We start from the raw sequence: 22,028 nt of genomic DNA, 5'->3' as shown, positions 1-22,028 counted from the left end.
GCCGCGATGACACCTCCCACCAGCGACTGGCGACACACCAGTCGTCAGCGGCTCATCGCGGGCCTGACGTTAGACCAGCTGTTCACCTTCCTGACACTGGTCCGCGCGGGGTCGTTCCGGGCCGCCGCCGTCGAGCTGACGCTCACCCAGCCCGCCGTGTCCCAGCGGATCCGCCATCTGGAGAGCCTGCTGGGCTGCACACTCCTCGAACGCAGGCAGGGCGCCCGTTCCGAGATGACGCCGGCGGGCCGCGAACTGATGAGCTTCGCCGAGGACATGCTCGGCCGCGCCGACCGGTTCCACCAGCGACTGGAACAGCTGAAGTACCTCCCGGAGAACTCGACGCTCACCGTCGTCAGCGATTCCGACCACATCAAGCACCTGCTCGTCGAGGCCGTGATCGCCATGAAGGAGACGGCCCCGTCCACCCGCGTGGTCATCAAACACGAGCCGTCCCGCCAGGCGTGCACGCAGACCCTGTCCGAGGGGCACGCCGACCTGGGCATCTGCCGGTACCCGGCGCCGAGCGAGTTCCCGAGCCTCGGCACGATCGAGGAGCGGATGTACCTCTATGCCCGGCCGGACGACCGCATCCACGCCCTGGCGGAGAGCGAACGGATCGACCACCTCGCCCGCGCCGACTTCGCGACCTTCGCCGACGGGATGCGCAGCCGCCAGCTCGTGGAGCGGTGGGCGGAGAAGGTCGACGCGTCCCTGCACATCATCCTGGAGTCACGTGGCCTCGAGGCGATGCGCACCTACGTGACCAGAGGGCTGGCGCTGGCGATCCTGCCGGAGTTCTGCGTGCGCGAGGACCTCCGCGCCGGACTTCTCCAGGTCGTGCCCGCGCCGGGGCTCCCGCTCCTGCGCGGCGCGGTCATCCTGACCCCGCCGGACCGCGAGGTCCTTCCCGCGGCCCGTCTCTTCCTGAGCCTGCTGCCCGCGAAGGTCAACTCGTCGTCACTGAGCCCCATCGCCCGCGGCGCCTAGACGCTTGGCACAACCAGTGCCGTCAATGGGCCGTTCAGGGCGCCCAGCGCCCTGAACGCGCCTTTCAGGGCATTCCCGCGCCGCCGCCTCGTTCAGCCGGAACCCGCTCGACCGTGTTCGCCACCGTCAGCCCTCTCGTCCCCCGTGCGGCAACCTCATGTGCCTGCTGAGGACCGAACGCGCGGTGCGTACGTCGACGACCGCGAGTCCCGGTCGCAGCGCGGCCTCGGCGACGGCGTGCGCGTGCTCGGCGTCGATCGTCGAGGAGCGGGCACCGAGGGCACCGGCCAGGACGGCGAGGTCGGGGGCCGGCACGATCGCGGTGTCCGCGTCGTCGCCCTCCTTCGCGAGGCGCTGGTACTCGGTGCCGAGCGCCTGGTCGTTGAGGACGAACACGGTCAGGTCGGCACCGGCCCGGGCGGCCGTGTCGAGTTCCTGCGCGTGCATCATGAACGCGGCGTCCCCCTCGAAGACGACGGTCTTGTGTCCCGGCGCGCCCAGTGCCACACCGGTGGCCGTCGTGAGGGCCTGCCCGATCGACCCGAAACCCTGTGCGGCGAAGAACCGGCCCCGCGGGGGCGCGGCGACGAACGCGGCGGCGAAGCCCGAGCAGTGCCCGTTGCTGATCACCACGATCGCGTCGGCCGGGAGGTGCTCGCTGATCTCGGCGAGGGCGCGCCGGGGGTCGACGGTGCCGGCCGGGACCGGTGGCCGCACGTCGTCGAGGTCCTCCCGCCAGCAGTCGGTGGCCGAGCCGACCGGGGTGAACCACGGCTGCCGGGTCTCGGTCACGGCAGCCACCAGCGCCGCCAGCGTGCCGGCCCCGTCCGCGCGGAGCGTCTCGGCCGTCCCCGTGGCGTCCTTGGCGACGCGCACGACACGGGCGCCTGCGAACAGCCGCCCGGACTGCGTCGTGCTGCGGCCCATGGCCGCGCCGATCGCCACCACCAGGTCCGCGGACCGGAGCACGCGTTCCGCCGCGGGATGCGCGAGACCCCCGGCGATACCGAGGTCGAGCGGGTGCCCGTCGAACAGTCCCTTGGCGGGCAGGGTCGTAGCGAGACCGGCGCCGAGGCGTTCGGCGAGTGTCCGCATGAGATCCGGTGCGGCGCCGTCCATCGCGCCGCGGCCGGCGATCAGCACGGGCCGGGCCGCGCCGGTCAGGAGCTGGGCCAGCCGTCCGGCGGCGGCCGAGGGGTCCTCGCCGTCCGCACCGGGTGAGCGCGCGGCCCGGGTCCCCTTCGGCGCGGCGGCTGGCGCGGTCAGGAGGTCGGCCGGGACGCCGAGCACGACGGGCCTCGACTCGTCCTGCGCCAGGGCGACCGCGTCGGCGAGCACGTCGGCCGGGCTCTCCCCCGGTGTGACCCGCCGGTAGACCGCCTCGCACGAGGCCACGAAGGCAGCCTGGTCGAAGGTCTGGGCTCCCTGGTAGCCGGCCGGTGTCTCGGCCGCGATGAGGACCAGCGGTGACCGGTTGCGGGCGGCGACGAGCAACGAGGTCGCCACGTGGGACAGCCCCGGGCCGTGGGTGACCGTGCAGACGCCGGTGCGGCCGGAGGACCAGCCGTAGCCCTCGGCCATCGACACCGCCGCGCTCTCGTGCCGCACCTCGACCACGTGGACGCCCCGGCGTTCGAGCGCGATGACCAGGTGCATGTTGCCATCGCCCATCAGGCCGAAGACATGGGTGCACCCGCTCTCCGCGATGGCCTCGGCGAACGCCTGAGCGTGGGTGCGGACGCCGGCCACTGTCGGGCCCTGTGTTCCCTGGTTCGTTCCGCGGGCTCCGCTCACGACCTGTCCTGCCCTGCTCCGCTGGCGACGGGCACCATCTCGTCCTCGCGTGGCGCGGTGTCCTCGCGGCGGAACCAGGTCAGGTTCTCCGGTGTGATGAGCAGGGTCTGCTCGGCGCCCATCTCCGGTGGCCGCGACGTGGGTCCGGTGACCGCCAGCACCCGCAGCCGGTGCTCGCCGGCCTCGTACGTGCGCTCGAAGTGGTCGCCGAGGAACTCGCTCGACACGAGACGGGCGTTGATCTCGTTGCGTGCCAGCGATGTCGCGGCCGGTGCGTCCTCTCGCGACACTCGTGCCCACTCCGGGCGGAAGACGACGGAGATCGCCTCGCCCGGGGCGGGGCAGTCGGCCGCCACGGCGCGGGCGATGTCGAAGACCGCCTCCTGGCCGAGGGTGGGCACCCGGACCGTGAAGCTGTCGCCGCCGACTTCCGTGACCACACCGGGCACGAGGTTGGCATCACCGACGAAGGTGGCGACGAACGCGTTCTCCGGCCGGTGGTACAGCGCCCACGGGTCACCGATCTGCTGGATCCTGCCCTGGTTCATGACGACCACCCGGTCGGACATGGACAGCGCCTCGGACTGGTCGTGCGTCACGTAGAGCACGGTGATCCCGGTCCTGCGCTGGATCTGACGGATCTCGTCGCGCATCCTGGCCCGCAGCTGGGCGTCGAGGTTGGACAGCGGCTCGTCCATGAGCACCAGGCTGGGTTCCGTCGCCAGCGCGCGGGCGAGCGCGACCCGTTGCTGCTGCCCGCCGGACAGGTCGGTCGCGTGCCGGTCGGCGAACTCCGCCAGCCCGACCAGCTCCAGCATGTCCTGTGCCTTGGCGCGTGCCTTCGCCTTCTGCATCTTCTTCGCCTTGAGGCCGTACATGACGTTCTCGCGGGTCGTCATGTGCGGCCACACCGCGTAGGACTGGAAGACCATGTTGATGTCCCGCTTGTGCGGCGGGATGTTGACCTCCGGCGCGTAGAGCGGTTTGCCGCCCAGGGTGATCTCACCGGACCGCGGGGTGTGCAGGCCGGCGACACAGCGCAGCGTCGTCGTCTTCCCGCAACCGCTCGGGCCGAGGAGGGTGACGAACTCGGACCGGTCGATCGACAGGTCCAGTTCGGAAACGGCCCTCGTGGTGCCGTAGTTGGCGACGAGTCCCGTCACCGCCAGGCCGTCGTTCATGTTCACCTCTTTGTGTTTCACGCGCGCTCCTGCAGCTTTCCCGGGCGGAGCACGGCCCGCATGATCACGATCCACGCGACCATGAGTGCCGTCTCGATCAACCCGACGACGGCCGCCGAGGACAGCGAGGCCTGCTGGGCGTAGTTGAAGGACAGGATGGACAGCAGCATGGTGTCCGGTGTGTACAGCAGGATCGCGGTGTTGATCTCACGAACCGTGAACAGGAACACCATGATGACGGCCGCGGCGATCGACGGCCGCATCAGCGGCAGCAGGATCGTGGCCATCATGCGGCTCTGGCTCGCCCCGCACATCCGGGACGCCTCCTCGAGCGACTTGTCGATCTGGGCGAAGCCGTTGCCCGTGACGCGGGTCGCGTGCGGCAGGTACGACGCGATGTAGGCGACCACCATGATCGTCAACGTGCCGTAGAGCGGGGTGCCGAGGTACATCGCGAACACGCCGGTGGCGAAGACGATGCCCGGCACCGCGAGCGGTGACATCGCGACGGAGTTCAGCAGGCCCGAGCCCCGGTACCGCACCCGCTCGGTCGCGTAGGAGGTCAGCAGGCCGACGGCCACGGCCCCGACGGCCGTCACCACGGACACCAGCACCGTGTTGCCCAGGGCGTTGACCAGCTCTGGCGAGGCCATGACCTCGCTGAAGGCCGCGGCGGAGAAATCGATCTCGTCCAGGTTGGTCGACGTGCTGAACGCGCTCAGCCCCAGGGCGAGGTACGGCAGGATCGTGGTCACGAGGGCGTAGAGGACCAGCAGCGCGATCACCACGTACTTGGCCCGGCCCAGGAGGATCTTCTTCCGGTTCTGGGACTTGCCCGTCACGGTGACGAACCGTGACGCCTGCCGCAGACCGCGCTGGTAGATCCACAGGCCGATCACGCTGAGCAACACCATCATGGTGCCCAGCGCGGCCGCGAGGGCGTAGTCGCTGGGGAACCCGTTCGTGGCCCGGTACACCGTCACGGCGAGCGGTTTGAAGCTCATGTTGGCGCCCAGCAGCGCGGGCACCGAGAACATGCCGGTCGCGCTGATGGTCACGAACATGACCGACGACAGCATCGCGTGGCGGATCGCGGGCAGCGAGACGCGCAGCGCCGTCTGCAGGGTGCCGCGACCGTTCATGTGCGACGCCTCTTCGAGGTTCGCGTCCATGTTCTGGAGGCTGCCGGACACCAGCAGGTAGCCGTAGGGCACGTAGTGCAGCGCCAGGATGACGATCAGCCACTCGAAGGTCATGACGTTGATCGACAGCCAGTCGGCCAGCCCGAGCTCACGGGAGAGCTGGTTCAGCAGACCGGTGCGCGGTGCGCCCAGTTCGAGGAACGCCAGCGCGCCGATGAACGGGGAGAGGAACAGCGGCGCGATCACGACGAGCTCGAACAGCTTCTTCATCGGCACGTCGGTGCGGGCGAGGATCCAGGCCAGCGCGGCGCCCAGAGCGGTGGCCACCACGCCGCACGTCAGGGCCATGGCCATGGTCTGGGCGAGGACGCCCCAGATCTCCGGGTTGCCGTACGAGTCCGCCAGCGCGTCGAGCGTGAACGTGGCGAGCGGGTCCCTCGGGTCCTCGGAGATGGCACGCACCAGCACCAGCGCCGTCGGCAGGAACACCAGGACGGTGAGCATCAGGATGACGACCACGATGAGAACGCGGTTGCCCTGCGTTCTCGACCCGGCTCTGGTCTCACGAGGTCTGGAGGTCTCCTGTGGAGCCACCGTCACCATCTGTCACCACCTCCCCGCGGGGAGCTTCGGTCGCCAGTGGCGATCGGCATGACGTGCGCCTCATCGCGCCCAACCTCCAGAATCGTGACGGGGAGACGGTCAGTCCTCGAGCCGCAGTCTGCCCACGTTGCCGTCGATCTCGACAGCGGTGCCGTACTCGGCGGACAGCTGCTTGTACCGCTCCAGCACCCTGGTGCCGTTGACCTGGTCGGCCACGAGGGGCCTGCCCTCGGTCAGCGGGTGTTCAGCCGACTTGCCGCTCTGGCGGGTGATCTTGGCCTCTTTGGACACCTCGCGGCCCAGCTCGACCGGGTGGAGGGTCACCTCGGTGAGTCGGCCGTCGGTGAGGTGGACGTTGATGATCGCGGAGCTCCACCAGGTTTCGGAGGGGCCGTCGAGACCGGGGTGGAGCGGGTGGAGGTCGGGGGTGAGGGTCGGCAGGGCGTCGATGTCGTGGCCCCAGGTCTCGTAACTGTCGTAGGGGACGTGCTCGAGGAACTCGGACTGGGCGAAGAAGTTGCCGAGGCCGTAGAAGATGGGCTTGCCCCGGTAGATCTCGATGCCGAGGGTCTTGTGCCAGCCGTGTCCGACGAAGATGTCCGCGCCGGCCTCGATGGCGCGGTGGGCGAACTCGCGGACGAACCGCGGCGGTGCGTCGCCGCGCGGGCCCTCGGAGATGTTGAAGTGGTGGGCGACCATGACCAGGTCCGCCATCGCGGCCGCCGACCGGATCGAGCGCAGGTTCCCCGCCAGGTCGCCCTGGTGGCACTCGGTGAGGATCTGGAACTCCTCGCCCTCCCGGAAGACCAGCTCACCGGCCGCCGACTGACCACCCGGCAGCGTGAACTGGAACTCGTTCTCGGCGAGCACCTGGCCCGTCTTGCCCGGCCCGCAGTTCTTGTGGGTCCGCAGGATGTTCAGGCCACCCGCCGCGGCCCGCAACTGCCGCGCCACCTCTCCCGGCACGATGTAGGTCCACTTGGTACGCAGCGGGTTGATGCCCGGCCTGCCCACCATGGTCTCCTTCGGCAGGCCCGCCCACTCGTTCGGCCGGTTCCCCGAGCTGGTCGAGACCAGCGCCATCCGGCCCCTTGGTGTCTCGACGTACACCGGGGCACGCGCGGCGTCGAGGTCCTGGCCGGTACCCGTGACCGCGAGCCCGGCCCCTCGGCACGCCTCCAGGGTGGCGAGCAGGCCACGCTCGCCGAAGTCCAGGCTGTGGTTGTTCGCCGTCGACATCACGTCCACCCCGAGCCACCGCAGGTCACGCGCGATCCCCGGCTCGGCCAACATATAACTGCCGTACCAGTCACCGCGCGCCGGATAGACCTTCGCGGGGCTCCCGAAATTCATCTCCAGATGCGCATACGCGACATCCGAATTCCTGAACAGCTCGCGCACCGCCTGGAACTCGTCCTCGGAATACATCGAGAACGGCCTGGTCACCATGCACTCGCCTGCGATCGAAACCGACCAGTCAGCAATGTTGGACATTCTGTGAGGCTAGGTCGGCACCGGCTGCCCCAAAAGTACACACTTCCTGCTCCGCTTATAATCGGCTGTTATCACCCGGGACCGACCGGTGGGGTGCCGTGGGTGTGGAAGGTGCTGATGGTCTTCAGGCCCCACGCCTGGCCCCTGGCGCGGTCGGCCTCGGTCCAGGTGACCGGCTCCCAGTCCGGGGCGAACACGAGCCGGGCGGTGGGGTTGCACAGCTCGATCCGGTTCCCACCCGGCTCGTAGACGTACAGGAAGAACGTCTGCTGGATCGCGTGCTTGTGCGGACCGGTCTCGATGAACACGCCGTGGTCCAGGCAGATGTCGGCGGCGCGCAGGATGTCCTCACGGGTGTCGGTGGCGAAGGCGATGTGGTGCAGGCGCCCGGTGGCCTCGGTCCAGTCGTTGGTGTAGACGAGGTCGTAGGACTTCTGCGCGAAGTGCGTCCACTGGGCGGAGATCACCCCGCTGTCGAGCACGATCTGTTCGGTGACGCGCCCGCCGAGGACGTCGCACACGAACCGGCCGCCCGCTGCCGCGTCCTGCGCGAGGTAGTTGACGTGGTCGAGGCGGCGGACGCACACCCCGCGCGCCGGGTAGGCCTGCGCCTGGTTCTTCAGCGCCGGCCGCAGCTCCTCCGGTGCCCGGTACCACTCACTTTCCCAGTACAGCTCCATCTCGTGGCCGTCCGGGTCGCGGAAGACGTAGGTCGGGCCGATGCCGGGGTCGCCGTCGGTCCAGCCGACACCGAGGCCGCGTTCCTCGATCGCGGCCACCCGGCTGCGCAACGCCTCCGCGCTCGCGGCACGGAGCGCGGTGCGGCCGACCCCGGAGGTCGTCGACGCGGTCAGCTTGAGGCTGTGGTGCTCGTAGTCGTCCCAGGTGCGCAGGTAGACGGAGTCGCCGTCGGCGCCGTTCTCGGTGAGGCCGAGGACGCGGACGAAGAAGTCCAGGCTCCGTTCCGGTTCCGGGGTGAACAGTTCGACGTGACCGACATGGGCGATCTCGTGACGGAGCGCGGACAACGCTGCCTCCTCGGCGGTGCGGTTCAGGGACGGGGGAAGACGGTGCCGTCGAAGAGCTTCCGCGCCGTGCGGAGGACGGTCGACCGCCGCACTCGCGGTGGCACCGAGTCGTCGAGGTCCACGGCCACGGCGAGCTTTCCGGTGGGGTGCTCGATCTCGACTGGCGCGCCGTCGGCGGGCGGGACGACCAGCTCGCTGCCCACGGCCGCGGGCAGCAGCAGCGCGGTCACCACGCTGACCCCGCCCAGCACGCCGATCGAGGGGTGCGGCCGCACCGGGATGAACGTTCTCGTGCAGATCGCGCCGCCGTCGCGGGGCGCGGCGACCAGGGTGGTCTTGGGGACGGAGGAGGACGTGACGTCACCGAGCCCCATGAGGGTGCCCGCCCTCGTGCGCAGCGACTGGATCCGGTCGGCGAGCACGGTGTCGGCGTCGAGTTCCCCGGCCGGCTCGTAGCCGCTGATCCCGAGGTCGGCCGCGCGGGCGACCACGACCGGCATGCCGTTGTCGACGCAGGTGACCTGGATGCCGTCGATCTCGTCGCACACGTTGCCGGTGGGCAGCAGGCTGCCGCACACGGAACCTTCTGTGTCGGTGAAGTCCAGCTCGACCGGGGCCGCGGTGCCCGGCACACCGGAGATGGCCGTGGCGCCGCGGTAGTCGACGGTGCCGCCCGGTGTCGGGAACGTCGCGACCGCGATCGAGTCCGTGTTGACCAGCCTGATCCGGACCGTCGTACGCTCGGCGCCCGCGGGCACCAGCCCGCGTTCCACCGCGAACTGACCGACCCCGGCGAGGATGTTGCCGCAGGTCTGCCGGTCGGAGACGGTCGGTTCCCCGACCCCGAGCTGGAGGAACAGGTAGTCGATGTCGCGGTCGGGCCCGGTGGCGGGGGACACGATCGCGACCTTGCTGGTGACCGGGACCGCGCCGCCGAGCCCGTCGATCTGGCGCGGGTCGGGGGTGCCCATGACGCGCAGCAGCAGATCGTCGCGGGTGCCCTGGTCGTCGGGCAGGTCCTCGGCGAGGAAGTAGGCGCCCTTGGAGGTCCCGCCACGCATCAGCACGCAGCGGACCCCGGCGGTCACGGCTGCCTCCGCCGGTACTCCTGCGCGGTCAGGTACTCCACGCCGAGGTCCTCGAGTGTCCGCCGCAGGCCGTACCGGTCGAGCCCCAGCTCGCCTGCGCGGAAGGCCTCGCGGGTGGCCGCCTCCTTCGCCTCCCTTGCCTCCGCCGCCCGCACCGCGTCCCCGGTAGCGTGCCGGGGCACGCACAGGACGCCGTCGTCGTCGGCCAGCACCACGTCGCCCGGATGGATGGTGTGTCCGCCGAGGACGATCGGCACGTTCACCGCGCCCGCGGTCGCCTTGACCGTGCCCTGGGCGCTGACCGCACCCGACCAGGCCGGGAAACCCATCGCGCGCAGTTCGGCGACGTCGCGCACGCCGGTGCTCGTGACCACGCCGCGCACCCCGCGCTGCCGCAACGCGGTGGCGAACAGCTCGCCGAACAGCCCGTCGGTGCACGGCGAGGTGGTGGTCACGACCAGGACGTCGCCGTCGTGACACTGCTCGACCGCCGCGTGGATCATCAGGTTGTCCCCCGGCCAGCACAGCACGGTCACCGCCGTACCCGCGACGCGGGCACCGTCCTGGACCGGCCGCAGGTCCGGACCGAGGTAGCCGTCCCGCCCGAGCGCCTCGTGCACGGTGGCCACACCGAACCCGGCCAGTGCCTCGACATCGCCCGCCGCCGCCCGCGGCGGGCCGGTGACGATCACGCCCCTCACGAGAGCACTCCGGTGACCTGCGGGTAGACCCGCACGTAGGCCTCGCCCATGGTGTCGTGCGCCAGCCCCAGGTTCGGGCCGGCGTTGCGCTTGAGCTGCACGCCCCGCCGCTTCGCGAGATCGGTGTAGTAGTCCCACATGTGCTGCTGGGCCGGCAGGCACTCCATCGCCCTGCGCTTGCGGTCGAAGACCGGGGTGATGTCGAGCAGCACGTCGGGTTTGAAGTCGCACTGCTCGGGCTGGTGTGGCTCGAAGAAGAACACCGGCGGCGCGCCGAGCGGCTCGCCGGGCGCGTCGTACCCGATGGCCTGCGCGAGCACCCTGGCCTGCAACGCCATCCTGGCCGCGGCCGGGTGGTCGCCGTTGTACGGGTCGGTCAGGGTGTGCGTGAGCACGACGGTCGGCGCCAGCTCGCGGTAGACGTGCACGAGCCGGTCCACCACCTCCTGTGACTCGCACAGCGGGTAGTCCCCCACGTCGAAGAACCGCACCTGCGCACCGAGAGACGCGGCCGCGTCCTCCGCCTCCTGCCTGCGCATCGCCTTGATCTCCTCGAGCGCGTGGCCATCGCGCCACGCGCGCGCGGACTCGCCGCGTTCGCCGAAGCTCAGGCACACGACCGTGGCACGCTCGCCGCGTTCCGCGGCGAGGGCGATCGCCCCACCGGCCCGCCACACGAAGTCGCCCGCGTGGGCGCTGACCACCAGCAAGCTTCCCGGTTTCTCTGTCACGACCCGAGTCTCAACTTGGTCAACCATTTTGTCAACAATCCTGGCGTAGATCCATCCCGCACATGTTCCGGTCGAGGAACGCGCTGCTCAGACCACGTTCGGCACCCCGGCGCGATCTGCCGCGCGCAAGGCGTCGATGACACTGCGCAGGTGGGCGCGGGTGGCGTTCTCGGCGGCGACCGGGTCGCCGGCACAGATCGCCTCGATGATCGCGAGGTGTTCGGGCAGCGACACCCCGGGGCGCCCCGGCTGCATGGCCAGTTTGAACTGGTGCCGGACGTTCTGGGCCCGCAGGCGTTCCAGCACGTCACACGCGGTCCGCTGGCCGCTGATCTCCCGCACGCGGCGATGCAGGTCCTGGTTGAGCCGCGAGTAGCCGAGCACGTCACCCGAGGCGACCGCCGCGCGCATCCGCTCGCCGATCGCGGTGAGCTCCGCCGCATCGTCTCCGGTAGCCAGCTCGGCGGCCTTGGCGGAGCACAGCCCTTCCAGCGCCATGCGCACCTCGCTGATCTCGATCGCCTCGGCCAGCGATACGGCGCGCACCCGAGCGCCACGATTGGGCACCCGCTCGACCAGACCCTCGCTGGCGAGCGTCACCAGAGCCGACCGGACCGCGGCCCGGCTCGCCCCGAGCTGCTCGGACAGGTCGGCCTCCACCAGTCGCTGGTTCGGCACGAACTCGCCGCGGACGATCGCCCCGCGGATCTCGTCCACCACGGGTCGCAGGCTCTCGTTCACCGTCACCGCCGCACTCTCCGACAATCCCGCCGAGATCGTCGCCAATTTTGTTGCGCGCAGTGTAACGGCGATCCCCCGCCAGCCGAGATTGTCGACAACTCTGCAGGCAATCTTGACGCCAATACCACGGGCGCGTAGATCTGGGACATGCCACCGCACCACACCGTCCCGGCCCCCGAGCCCGTCACCGTCCCACGCGCCACGGGCCAGACGTGGGGTCCGAGGACGTTCGGCACCCGCCACGCCGACGACGCTTCGGCCCTCGGCTGATGGCCACGCGTATCGCCGTACTCGGCCTTGGCGAAGCGGGTGGTCACATCGCTCGGGACCTCGCCGCCGCGGGTGCCGACGTCCGCGGCCACGACCCGCTCGTGGCCGCCCCCGCCGGTGTCCAGGTGCGTGACGACGACGCGCACGCCGTCCGGGACGCCGACCTCGTGCTCAGCGTCACCAGCGCCCACGACGCCGTTCCCGCGCTGGACAACGCACTGCCCGCGCTGCGCGCCGGGACCATCTGGGCCGACCTCAACACCGCCGCACCGGCGGTGAAGACCGCGCTCGTCGAGCGGCTCGCCGGCCGGCCCGTCACGGTGGTCGACGTCGCCCTCATGGCCCCGGTGCCGGGAAACGGTCTGCGTACCCCGATGCTCGTGTCCGGGGAGACCGCCGACCGGTATGCCGAGATCCTCCGCGGCTTCGGCGCCGACGTGACGGTCCAGCCCGGTCCCGTTGGCACGGCGATCTCCCGCAAGCTGCTGCGCAGCGTATTCTACAAAGGACTGGCCGCCGCCGTTGTCGAGGCACTGACCGCGGCCGAGGCGGCGGGATGCGCGGAGTGGCTGCGCGACAACATCGGCGCGGAGCTCACCGGGTTCGACGAACGCACCGTCGACCGGCTCGTCGACGGCACCCACCGGCATGCCAGGCGCCGCGTCGACGAGATGGCCGCGGCGTCCGCACAGCTGCGGGACCTTGGTGTCCGTCCCCGTGTCGCCACCGCCGCCCACGACCTCCTCGTCGCGCTCCGGGACCAGGACGAAACCGCGTGATCGCCGGCCGACCCGGAAGCGCGGTCGCTGGTGCCGTGACCTTTCGTGGGAGTCGGCCGAGGACCTGTCTTGTGGCAGCGCGCCTGAGACCCCGGTTCGTCAGGACATCCGGTGCCCCTTCCCGCGCCCACCGATGAGTGATGCGCGGTCGGGTATCGCCACGTGCTGACGTTCGCAACCGTCGGCACACTCACGGGACAGGTCGCGTCGCCTTTCTGATCGGTCCCGGTGCGACGGCCCGCGCGCCGCCTCCGCCTGCGCGGCGACGCGTTCCCTGAACGCGGACATGTGCCAAATGGCGCAGAATCGCTGTTCGAGGACCGTTAGCCTGACCTGTCGCGGACCAATGGCGGTGACGAGTGAGCCAGTACCCGACACACCACTCGATCCTGGCGATCGACGTCGAGGGGTTCGGCGACCCGCACCGGGACGACGGGGCCCAGTTCGCGGTACGAGCCGTGCTCTACCGGCTGGTGGCGGAGGCGATCGAGACCTCGGGGGTGCGGTGGGACAACTGCATCCACTCCGACAGTGGCGACGGGATGATCGTCCTGGTGCCGCCGGAGGTGTCGAAGGTGCTGCTGCTCGACCCGCTCGTCGGCTGCCTGTCCGCGGGTCTGGCGGAACACAACCGCACAGTGCCACTGGCGCAACGGTTCCGGTTGCGGCTGGCGCTGGATGCCGGGGAGGTGAGGATCGACGACAACGGTCTGTACGGTGCCGACCTGGTCCGGGCCTGCCGCATGCTGGACGCCACCGAACTGCGCACCGCGTTGCGGCACGCGTCCGGCGACCTCGCGGTCATCGTGTCCGACGGCGTGTACGACGGCATCGTCCGGCACGGCTACCGGTCCATCGATCCGGCCCAGTACCACCCGATCTCGGCACAGGTGAAGAAAACGCGGCTCCGCGCGTGGATCCACCTGCCCGGCACGTCACAGCCGCCGGTCATCGAACCGGCGCCGGTCCGGCCGGCCGAGGCGCCGCACCAGATCCTGCCGCCGGCCAACACGTTCGTCGACCGGGAGGACGAGCTCGGCACGTTGAACGACCACGAGGCGAACGGGCTGCTCGTGCTCGTCGGGCCGCCCGGTGTCGGCAAGACGGCGCTCGCGCTGCGCTGGGCGCACGGAGCCCGTGAACGCTACCCGGACGGCCAGCTCTACGCCGACCTCGGCGGTTCCCGCAACAAGGTCCCGGTGGAGCAGGTGTTCGCCGCGTTCCTCGCCGCGCTCGGCGTCGCGGCGCGGCAGATCCCGGTGAACGCGGGCGAACAGGCGGAGCTGTACCGGAAGCTGACCGCCCGGCTGCGGCTGCTGGTGCTGCTCGACAACGCCGGAACCGCGGCGGACATCCGCCGGTTGCTGCCAGCCAGGACGGGCAGCGTGACACTGGTGACCGGGCAGTCGTGGCTGGGCAGCCTGGTCGCCGACAGCGCACGGTTCGTCACGTTGGAACCGTTGAGCGAACCGCACGGCGTCACGTTGCTGGCAAGGACGGTCGGCGAGGCGCGGGTCGCCGAGGAGCGCGGACACGCGCAGACACTGGTGAAGTTGTGCGGTGGCCTGCCCATCGCGTTGTGCGTGGCCGGGGCGCGGCTGGCCACGCGTCCCAAGTGGACATTGGAGCGCGCGGTCGCCGACCTCCAGGACGAACAGCGGCGACTGGCGCGGTTGTCGTTCGACGACGAACTATCGGTACAGGCGGTGTTCGACATGTCATACCAGGCACTTTCCGGCCAGGCGGCCAGACTCTACCGGCTCATGGGCCTGCATCCCGGGCCCGACTTCGGTCTCGACGTCGTCGCGGCCGTCATGCAGACGCACGTGCTGGAAGCCGAGACGCTCGTCGACGAACTGCTCAACGCGAACATGCTGGACGAACCGAGGACCGGACGCTGCCGGTTCCACGACCTGATCCGGCTGCACGCGCGCAAGAAGGCCGAGGACGAGGAGCCCAGCCAGAACCGCGACGCGGCCGTGCGCAGGATGCTCGACTGGTACCTGCAGTCGGCGAACGGCGCGAACGCGTCGATCACCCCACATCGGAGCGGGCGGTACGAGGGGACCGTGCGGGTGATCCCACCGACCGTGTCGTTCCCGAACCACAACTCCGCACTCGACTGGCTGGAGCAGGAACGGCTCAACCTGCTGGCAGCGGCCAGGTTCGCCAACGACACCGGTCTGCACGACGTCGCATGGCACATGGCCGACGCGATGTGGGGTTTGTTCCTGTACCGGACCCACTACCACGACTGGCTCCAGTTCGACCTGATCGCCGAGCAGGCGGCCCGGTCGTGTGCCGACCAGTTCATGGAAGCCGAGACCCAGGACCGGCTCGGCCTGCTCTTCCACGCGCTGGGCCGCAACGACGAGGCGCTCGAGCGCATGAACCGCGCGGCCGAACTGTGGCAGCGGCTCGACGACCGGCTGCGCATGGCGAGTTCGATGGAGCGGTTCGGCTTCGTGTACCTCGACCAGGGCGAGGTGGATTCGGCGATCGATCGCTTCACCCGCGCGCTCGACGAGTACCGGCGGATCGACGAGCGACGCAACGTCGGGCTGGCCCTGATCAGCCTCGGCCGGGCGCTGACCGCGGCGGGCAGACCGGAGGAGGCGGCGGCCTTCCTCACGGAGGCCACCGGCGAGCTGGGCACGCTCCCGACACCGGATCCGTACAACACCGCCCGCTCGTTCATGTTCCTCGGGCGCGCGGAAACCAGCATGGGCCGGCGTGACAGCGCGCTCACCCATCTCGAGTCGGCGCTCGCCACGATGCGGTCCGTCAATGCCACCCTCGGCGAAGCGGACGCGCTGTGCGCCCTGGCCGAACTGTACGAGCAGTCCGGGATGCCGGGCGACGCCCGCGCCAACTATGAGCGCGCCGCCGTCCTCCTCGCCGAGCTCGGCAACCCCGCCGCCGCCCAGATCCTCGAACGGGCGCGGAACCTCGGGGTGCCGCCGAGTTCACCAGCCGAATGACTCGTGCTTCATCAACCTGGGCGGCGCCGCGCGTTCCACCCTCGGATCGACGTCCGGTTCGTCCAGTTCCAACAGTTCGTAGAACTTCTTGCGCAGCACGCTGGCCGACCTGTCCGGTACGGACGACACACGCGCGCCCGCCACCTCCTGCTGACCTGCCTGCGCGGCGGTCGCCTTGGCCAACTGCTCGGCCAGCGGCGTCGCGTCGTCGAGGTGCGGGCTCAGGTGGGCCAGTTCAGCCATGACCGACTGGCCGTCGATGTCGTCGACGGCGAAGTGGCTCAGCAGCAGCGGCAGGCCGCTGGCCGCGCCGTAGACGCTCACCGAGGTGTGGTCGCCGATGAGGTAGTCCGCCGCGGCCAGCAGGCCCTGCCACGGCTCGCCTGCCTCGACCACGTCCAGCCCCGCGCTGCACACGTCCCGCAGCAGGGTCCGTATCCGCTGCGGACCGTGCTCGAACCACACGGCGGGGTGGGTGGTGAGGATGACCTTGTGGTTGGCGGGCAGTTCCCTGAGCAGCCGGGCCAGCAGCCCGGGGTGCCTGCTCAGCAGCGACTGCTGGCCCCAGGTCGAGGTGACCGCGACCAGTACCTGACCGTTGCGCACGCCGAGCGCGTCCCGGTAGTACTGCCGGGAGGGCAGGCTCACCCGCAGGCGGTCGAACGAGGGGTCGCCGCCGACCATCGCCGCGGTCGTCGCCTCCGGGCACTGACGTTTCAGCGTCTCCCACTGGTCGATGTGCGAGAGGTTGAGCGCGTCGACCACGGGGCGCCCGGCCTTGTCGAGCAACGACTCACGGTCGAGGCCATAGGTCGGCCGGTTCTCCTCGGAGCGGAACCACGCCCAGCTCGGCCACCGCTTGTTGTAGCCGGATCCATGGGCGATCGCGAACGCCCGCTTCGCGCCGAGTTCGCCCAGCCGGTGCAAGCTGGCGCCGATGGCCAGGTCGTAGTCGCCGTCGGCGGCCTCGTCCCACCGCATCCGCTTGACCTCCCACTTGCGCAGGAGTTCGGTGACCCCGTCGCCGAGCCGGTCGGGTACCGCGGTGTACACGAGGCCGATCTCGGGGTCCTCGTCGAGCAGCCCGACCAGATCCTTGAGCCGCATGGCCGCGGCAACGGTGTGGACCGCGATCACCACCCGACGTCTGGTCGGGAACGTCGCCCAGTTGCTGTCGTCTTCCGGCTTGCTGTTCTTCACCCGTTTGCGCAGGTTCCGCCGCAGGCCGTTGGCCATGGGTATCGGGTTGTACCGGGTCCCGGCCGGTGGCTCCCCGTTGTCCTGGGCAGTCGTCCGCTGTCGATGTGATCTCGCTGGTCGTTGTACTCTTGGCACGGCACTGGCCCTTCTGACTTGAGGATGCTGAGTGCTCTTGCGGGCGGTTCCTGCTGCAACAGGGCCGCCCGTGCCTATGCACGGACAGAGGTCCGGCCGGTCAACGCGGGCACGCCCGCGTCGTCGCGGTCATACCACCCGCCTCTCGGTCGTCGTTCATGGTGATCAGTCCTGTGCCTTCGTGGCCGGGGTCTTGGCGGCCGATGCGGTCTTCGCCCCGGGAAACATGTCGAGAATCGGGCGGAGCACGGCGCTGAGATCGCCCTTCGGGGTCGCGATCGCCTCCAGGTCGAAGAAGGTCTCGACGTAGGTGCTGGCGATGTCCGGCTTGTTCTGGATGAGCACGTCACCGTCCGGGTGCTCGAGCAGCAGCGCGAAGTCCTCGTCCTCGAACGGGAACTCGAAGATCGTGAACGCACCCCGCATCCCCGGGTGGGCGCCGACGGTGAACGGGACGACCTGGATCTGGATGTTGGGCCGCTTGTTCAACTCTTCGAGCCAGAGCAACTGCTCGCGCATGACCTCCGAGCCACCGACCCAGCGGTGCAGCGCGGCCTCGTCGAGCACGAAGAACATCTCCGGTCCCTTGCCGGGCTCGAGCACATGTTGCCGCTTGCCGCGAACCTGTGCCCCGCGCACGATGGCTTCCTCGTCGTCGGTGTAGGCACGCAGGATCGCGTTCGTGTAGGCGGAGGTCTGCAACAGTCCCGGGATGAGCAGGGCCTGGTAGGACCGCAACCGGATCGTCGACGCCTCGTACCCGAGGAAGGTCAGGAACTGCTGGTCGTAAACCCCCCGGTACTCGTCCCACCAGGCCTGCTTGCGGCTCGCCCGCGCTACCTCGACCAGTTCGTCGATGCGTTTCCGGTCGGTGATGCCGTAGTGCGGCAGGAGCGCCTGGAGATCGGATGTCGAGATGATCGCCGCACCGGTCTCGATGCGGATGACCTTCGACGGGGACCAGTCGAGCAGGACGGCCACATCTTTCTGGGTCATACCGCTCTGCTCACGGGCGCGCTTCAACTCGGCGCGAAGGCGCCGTTGTTGGGTGATCGGCGTCTCGACCTGCGCCATACCTGCTCCTTCATCCGCGAAGGTGGCGTTCTGCCACCTGTCAATGTACTACCTGACGGTTCGCATAACTACCATGTCGTTCTGGAACGTCGCAAAAGTGTCCGGTCAAAGCCGTTTGATGCACGACGATGTGCGAGGTGTCACCGCGACATGCGGCGGCGCGCAAGCATGCACTTATTCGCATGCCAGCCTGACACCTAACGAATGATGTGGTTGCAAAAGGCGTGGCCGCACAGCCGATGCGCCGGTGGATCCACGGCAGAACAGGACAGCGGCCGGACGAAACCGGATCATCTGCACGGCTTCGTAGTAGGAAACAAGATGGCCCTCCGCCAGCCGGAGGCCCGTCCAGGGTGTCGCGAGTCCCGCTTACATCACCGTCGAAAGCACCCGATCCGGTGACTGTCCGAATCGCCGAAACCGTTCACATCGGCCCTGCACGAACCACGGCCAAGCTCGCTCCGGCCTCGGTCAGAGCGCAGGCGCCGTCTGGACGAGAAGCCGCCACGCCGAGCCGAGGACCACGATCCGCGCGCCGCCCCGATTCCGCGAGTTGCGGATGAACACCGAGGTGCTTGATCGCGCGAATTCGACGCAGCCGCTGTTTCCGCTCGCACTCGCGCTGCTTTTGCGCCAGGTGAGGCCGGATTGCTCGATCTCGACAATGGTTGCCGGCTTCCGCTCAACCACGGCGCCCTCCTCCGCTCGGCTGGCCTGACCGGGGCACGGACCGGCGCGAACGCCCCTGTCCCGGAGGAAAGACGATGAGCAGGCTCGTACCCCACAGCGCGGGGGCGCCCCTCCCGGACGATGCAGACCCCAACCGCCTACGGTATTTGGCTATTCACCTGCGCACTACCGCCGACAGGAGGAGTCCGATCACCCAGTCGCCGGTCGGATGGATCTTCGTGGTTACCCGTGCCGTCCCAGTCCTCGCGGGCCATCGGAGCAACCGCTTCAACCGCCGAGATTTTCCGGGAGTTCAGGTGAACCGCCCATGACGTGCTGTCCGGTCGGAGCAGAAGTGGAGGGACCCGACGACCGAGCACCGGGGCAGGTATGCCCTCGACCTCTCCGGTGGCGATGTCCACGCGGAACAGTCGACCTCGGATCCTGCGTGACGGCAGTACGAGGGTGACCAGGGTCCCTCAACGACCACTTCCACACACCGGCGGAGAGCAGGTGCCGCCGGGTGCGCAGACGTACTTCACGCGCAGGCAGCTGGGCGGCAGCGTTGGCGGGCTCATCCTGAACGTTGGTGGTGTGACCGCACGTCCCGCGGAGGTGATTCTCAGCTCATCCGGCGTGATTCGCGGGCCGATGAGGGGATCATCTGGTCGAAACGTGAGAGGATCACGGCACACGGCCCGCATCCGGGCTGTTCGCCCACGGTTTCACGTCTCCGGCTCGCGAGCACCGAGCGGACCCTGTAGTGGTCGCCGCCGTCACGGTTCGTCTGGTCGTCTGCTCCGCACAGTTCCACGCCGCGTCACGTCTCGGTCGACGTCGGGGGTGGCTGGCTTCCACGCACTCTCGGGAGATCCCCCATCACGCTCACCGTTCCCTTCTCGCCTTCAGTGGCTACTCCTCGCGCGCTCTCCGACGTGTACGGCCCCGGCGTAGCCGTCTGCGCCCGGCCGCCGCTGGAGGCCACCGCGCCGGCGAGCAGGCACCGCCACACCCGTGACGTGTTCTCTGCCAGGCCGATCGCCGTCGCCGCGGACACGCCGCTGATCTGCAGCTCTGGCGGCACGGATCCGTTGTTGCTTGCGCACCTGCGCGAGGCCGGCCTGCCGGTGGGCACCGACCTGCGCGAGTTCAGCAGCGAGGCGGAGTTCGAGACACGGGTCCGGGAGGCGATCGGCGACGGCCTGCTGATCTCGGCGGAGTACCCGCAGCCGACCACGCTGTGTCCCGACGAACACGCGGTCAAGAGCGCACAGCTCGTCGGCTACCTGAACAACAAGGCCAGCATCGCCGTGCTCGTGGACCCGGCCTTCCAGGCACGGCGCAGCGTCGTGGCGCGCGCGGACCTCGCCGAGGCGACCCCCGCGGGGAGGTCCTGGGTGCTCAAGGCCGCGACCGACGACGCGCACCGCGGCAATCTCGACGTGTACCTGCACCGGGCGGACGAGCAGGTCACGCTGCCGGCGTTCACCGACGTGCTCCCGGAGTTCGTGCTCGAGGAGTACCTCCACATCAACCGCAACTGGGGCATCCAGCTCTACGTCGCCCCGGACGCGACAGCGCGGCTGCTGGCCGTCACCGAGCAGCGGATCGACGCAGCCGGCCTCTACGACGGCGGACGGTTCGGCCTGGTGAGCTCACCCCCGGCGGAGCTGCTCGCCGAGTGCCTCACGATCGCCCAGCAAGCGGCCGACCTCGGCTACCGGGGCATGTGCAGCCTCGACTGCGCCGAGACCGCGGACGGCCGGCTCATCATGCTCGACCTCAACTTCCGGATCACCGCGGGCTCGATCCCGTTGCTGGCACTGCGGTCGGTCCGCCCCGACGCCCTCGGCCGGCCTGCCGAGTCCCTGAACCTGACCGTCACCGCGCCGCTCGCGGACCTGCTCACCGACCTGCGCCCGGCACTGACCGCCGACGGCCTGCTCGTCGTCGCCGGCCACGACACCACCCGCACCGACAACCCCATCAGGCAGAGCACCCTCTACCTGGTCGTCTTCGGCGACGACCCCGGCGACGTCACCATCCGTCGCCGCGAACTGGAGACACGGTTCAGCCGCTGACCTCAGTTTCTACCGAAGTGTGGGCTGTCCGTCCATTTCTTGGCCTCGTAGCGCAGAACAACTCGGTGAGGTTGTCGAGCTTCTCGCCGTACTCGTCCTGCCCGCCGATGCCTTGAAGCGGCCATTGCCCGCGCACCCCACCAGCGTTGCCAAACGATCTTCACATGAGCACAATCCCGGTCGTACGACGTGGACGCAGGTGACGAGGTGGGCGTGGAGTATCTGGAGTTCGGCTGTCAGGTCCTGCTGGGTGGGGTGTTCGCCCTGTCCGCCATGTCCAAGCTGTACTCGCGCACCGCGTTCGCGGACTTCACGGCGGCGACGGCCCGGCTGACCGGAGCGCGTGCGGCCCGGGCTCGACTGCTCGCTGTCGCCGCCGTGGTGGCCGAGGTGGCCATCGTGTTCGCCTTGATCGTCCCGGCGCTGGCCGGGTGGGGGTTTGCCGCCGGTGTCGGCCTGCTCGTCGTCCTGACGGCGGCCATCGTCCGTTCCCTGCGCAGTGGGCAGGGTGCGCCGTGCCGTTGTTTCGGCGCGTCGAGCTCGCCCCTTGGCACGCAGCATGTTGCCCGCAATGCCGTCCTCGCGGCGTTCGGTGTCCTCGGCATCGCCGCGGGCATGGGCGAGGGAACGTCATCGCTCGACGTGGGACTGGCGTGCGTGGTCGCCTTCGCCGCGCTGGTCGGCGTCGCGCTGACCGCCCGTCTCGACGACCTGATCGGTCTGTTCCGGTCCACGACAGCGACGTCGTAGCTCGGCAGGAACTGTGAAGAGAGGCTGGATCCGTGACGACGTTCCTCACCGCGCTGGTGGTCGTGGTCGGCATTGTCGGCGTGCTGAACATGTTGCTGTTGTTCGGTGTCATCCGCCGGCTGAAGGAACATGACCAGGCGATCGCGAAGTTCCCCCATGGCGCCATGGCGAGTGCGCCCGCGGACTCGATGCGGGCCCCGGGTTCGGAGATCGACGAGTTCGCCGCGGTGAGCACCGACGACGTTCCGGTCACCAGAGCGGCGCTGACCGGACAGACGATGATCGGATTCTTCTCGGTGTCCTGCGCGCCCTGCGTCGAGAACGCGCCGAAGTTCGCCGCACACGCCGCCGGAGTACCCGGTGGAAAGGACAGCGTGCTCGCGATCGTCGTCGCCGACGGCGATGACGATCCGGCCGAGATGGTCGGCGTTCTCCGTGACGGTGCCCGGGTCGTCGTCGAGGGCTACGACGGGCCGATGGCCACCGCCTTCGGCGTGACCGCGTTCCCGACCTACGCCGTGGTCGAGTCCGGCAGGATCACCGCGACCGCGCTCGATGTCACCACGCTGCCAGTCCCCGCACCGGTCTGACCGGGC

18 protein-coding genes are annotated in these 22,028 nt (G+C 69.7%); 6 read left to right on the top strand and 12 right to left on the bottom strand.

From position 1 onward, the window contains the following. Positions 1 to 6: 6 nt before the first annotated feature. Positions 7 to 990, top strand: coding sequence for a LysR family transcriptional regulator (locus tag ACFPCV_RS27400; RefSeq protein ID WP_378059225.1), 984 nt, complete (start codon positions 7 to 9; stop codon positions 988 to 990). A 126-nt stretch (positions 991 to 1,116) separates the two neighbouring features. Here ACFPCV_RS27400 and ACFPCV_RS27395 read toward each other — a convergent pair whose 3' ends face one another. The 9 genes from ACFPCV_RS27395 to ACFPCV_RS27355 form a co-directional block, all read right to left on the bottom strand. Beyond that, positions 1,117 to 2,784 (bottom strand): thiamine pyrophosphate-binding protein, encoded by a 1,668-nt coding sequence (locus tag ACFPCV_RS27395; RefSeq protein ID WP_378059224.1) that lies wholly within the window; start codon positions 2,782 to 2,784, stop codon positions 1,117 to 1,119. Further along, complete coding sequence (locus tag ACFPCV_RS27390; RefSeq protein WP_378059223.1) at positions 2,781 to 3,986, bottom strand: ABC transporter ATP-binding protein; 1,206 nt, start codon at positions 3,984 to 3,986, stop codon at positions 2,781 to 2,783. The genes ACFPCV_RS27395 and ACFPCV_RS27390 overlap by 4 nt, the downstream gene beginning before the upstream one ends. Next, a complete protein-coding gene (locus ACFPCV_RS27385) occupies positions 3,983 to 5,710 on the bottom strand; it encodes an ABC transporter permease (RefSeq protein WP_378059222.1) in 1,728 nt (575 codons plus the stop codon). The genes ACFPCV_RS27390 and ACFPCV_RS27385 overlap by 4 nt, the downstream gene beginning before the upstream one ends. Positions 5,711 to 5,809: 99 nt before the next feature. Continuing rightward, complete coding sequence (locus ACFPCV_RS27380) at positions 5,810 to 7,204, bottom strand: CapA family protein (protein WP_378059221.1); 1,395 nt, start codon at positions 7,202 to 7,204, stop codon at positions 5,810 to 5,812. A 71-nt stretch (positions 7,205 to 7,275) separates the two neighbouring features. Further along, a complete protein-coding gene (locus ACFPCV_RS27375; RefSeq protein ID WP_378059220.1) occupies positions 7,276 to 8,232 on the bottom strand; it encodes a VOC family protein in 957 nt (318 codons plus the stop codon). Between the two features lie 23 nt (positions 8,233 to 8,255). Further along, complete coding sequence (locus ACFPCV_RS27370) at positions 8,256 to 9,320, bottom strand: 4-oxalomesaconate tautomerase (protein WP_378059219.1); 1,065 nt, start codon at positions 9,318 to 9,320, stop codon at positions 8,256 to 8,258. Beyond that, complete coding sequence (locus tag ACFPCV_RS27365; RefSeq protein ID WP_378059218.1) at positions 9,317 to 10,021, bottom strand: 4-carboxy-4-hydroxy-2-oxoadipate aldolase/oxaloacetate decarboxylase; 705 nt, start codon at positions 10,019 to 10,021, stop codon at positions 9,317 to 9,319. The genes ACFPCV_RS27370 and ACFPCV_RS27365 overlap by 4 nt, the downstream gene beginning before the upstream one ends. Beyond that, on the bottom strand, positions 10,018 to 10,779 hold the full coding sequence (locus ACFPCV_RS27360; RefSeq protein WP_378059217.1) for a PIG-L deacetylase family protein: 762 nt from the start codon (positions 10,777 to 10,779) through the stop codon (positions 10,018 to 10,020). Before ACFPCV_RS27360 ends, ACFPCV_RS27365 begins: the two co-directional genes overlap by 4 nt. Before the next feature lie 60 nt (positions 10,780 to 10,839). Further along, on the bottom strand, positions 10,840 to 11,652 hold the full coding sequence (locus ACFPCV_RS27355) for a GntR family transcriptional regulator (protein ID WP_378059216.1): 813 nt from the start codon (positions 11,650 to 11,652) through the stop codon (positions 10,840 to 10,842). 110 nt (positions 11,653 to 11,762) lie between these two features. Between ACFPCV_RS27355 and ACFPCV_RS27350 the strand changes: the two genes are divergently transcribed. After that, on the top strand, positions 11,763 to 12,542 hold the full coding sequence (locus ACFPCV_RS27350; RefSeq protein ID WP_378059215.1) for an NAD(P)-dependent oxidoreductase: 780 nt from the start codon (positions 11,763 to 11,765) through the stop codon (positions 12,540 to 12,542). A gap of 359 nt (positions 12,543 to 12,901) precedes the next feature. Then, the gene (locus ACFPCV_RS27345; protein WP_378059214.1) at positions 12,902 to 15,523 is read left to right on the top strand and encodes an ATP-binding protein; all 2,622 of its coding nucleotides are present in this window, start codon (positions 12,902 to 12,904) and stop codon (positions 15,521 to 15,523) included. On the opposite strand, the gene ACFPCV_RS27340 is transcribed toward ACFPCV_RS27345, so the two are convergent. From ACFPCV_RS27340 to ACFPCV_RS27330, 3 genes are all read right to left on the bottom strand, one after another. Further along, positions 15,509 to 16,759, bottom strand: coding sequence for a hypothetical protein (locus tag ACFPCV_RS27340; protein WP_378059213.1), 1,251 nt, complete (start codon positions 16,757 to 16,759; stop codon positions 15,509 to 15,511). The two genes, ACFPCV_RS27345 and ACFPCV_RS27340, sit on opposite strands and share 15 nt — an antisense overlap. Positions 16,760 to 17,023: 264 nt before the next feature. Further along, the gene (locus ACFPCV_RS27335; protein ID WP_378059212.1) at positions 17,024 to 17,932 is read right to left on the bottom strand and encodes a helix-turn-helix domain-containing protein; all 909 of its coding nucleotides are present in this window, start codon (positions 17,930 to 17,932) and stop codon (positions 17,024 to 17,026) included. A gap of 471 nt (positions 17,933 to 18,403) precedes the next feature. Then, positions 18,404 to 18,622 (bottom strand): DUF397 domain-containing protein, encoded by a 219-nt coding sequence (locus ACFPCV_RS27330; protein WP_378059211.1) that lies wholly within the window; start codon positions 18,620 to 18,622, stop codon positions 18,404 to 18,406. 887 nt (positions 18,623 to 19,509) lie between these two features. On the opposite strand from ACFPCV_RS27330, the gene ACFPCV_RS27325 reads away from it, so the two are divergent. From ACFPCV_RS27325 to ACFPCV_RS27315, 3 genes are all read left to right on the top strand, one after another. Further along, positions 19,510 to 20,682 (top strand): hypothetical protein, encoded by a 1,173-nt coding sequence (locus ACFPCV_RS27325; protein WP_378059210.1) that lies wholly within the window; start codon positions 19,510 to 19,512, stop codon positions 20,680 to 20,682. 213 nt (positions 20,683 to 20,895) lie between these two features. Further along, entirely contained in the window at positions 20,896 to 21,432 is a 537-nt protein-coding gene (locus ACFPCV_RS27320) for a MauE/DoxX family redox-associated membrane protein (RefSeq protein WP_378059208.1), read from the top strand. Positions 21,433 to 21,464: 32 nt separating this feature from the next. Next, the gene (locus ACFPCV_RS27315; RefSeq protein WP_378059207.1) at positions 21,465 to 22,022 is read left to right on the top strand and encodes a TlpA family protein disulfide reductase; all 558 of its coding nucleotides are present in this window, start codon (positions 21,465 to 21,467) and stop codon (positions 22,020 to 22,022) included. Positions 22,023 to 22,028: the final 6 nt, after the last annotated feature.

The sequence above is a fragment of the Actinophytocola glycyrrhizae genome, assembly GCF_042653545.1.
Classification (GTDB): Bacteria; Actinomycetota; Actinomycetes; order Mycobacteriales; family Pseudonocardiaceae; genus Actinophytocola; species Actinophytocola glycyrrhizae.
The sequence above is the reverse complement of the archived record's forward strand: the minus strand, read 5'-3'. Positions and strand labels throughout refer to the sequence as shown.

What these genes read in the sequence shown, in the direction of transcription:
- ACFPCV_RS27400 (WP_378059225.1), top strand. Translation starts at nt 7, where the DNA reads ATGACACCTCCCACCAGCGACTGGCGACACACCAGTCGTCAGCGGCTC.
- ACFPCV_RS27385 (WP_378059222.1), bottom strand. Translation starts at nt 5,710, where the DNA reads ATGGTGACGGTGGCTCCACAGGAGACCTCCAGACCTCGTGAGACCAGA.
- ACFPCV_RS27380 (WP_378059221.1), bottom strand. Translation starts at nt 7,204, where the DNA reads ATGTCCAACATTGCTGACTGGTCGGTTTCGATCGCAGGCGAGTGCATG.
- ACFPCV_RS27360 (WP_378059217.1), bottom strand. Translation starts at nt 10,779, where the DNA reads ATGGTTGACCAAGTTGAGACTCGGGTCGTGACAGAGAAACCGGGAAGC.
- ACFPCV_RS27350 (WP_378059215.1), top strand. Translation starts at nt 11,763, where the DNA reads ATGGCCACGCGTATCGCCGTACTCGGCCTTGGCGAAGCGGGTGGTCAC.
- ACFPCV_RS27340 (WP_378059213.1), bottom strand. Translation starts at nt 16,759, where the DNA reads ATGGCCAACGGCCTGCGGCGGAACCTGCGCAAACGGGTGAAGAACAGC.
- ACFPCV_RS27335 (WP_378059212.1), bottom strand. Translation starts at nt 17,932, where the DNA reads ATGGCGCAGGTCGAGACGCCGATCACCCAACAACGGCGCCTTCGCGCC.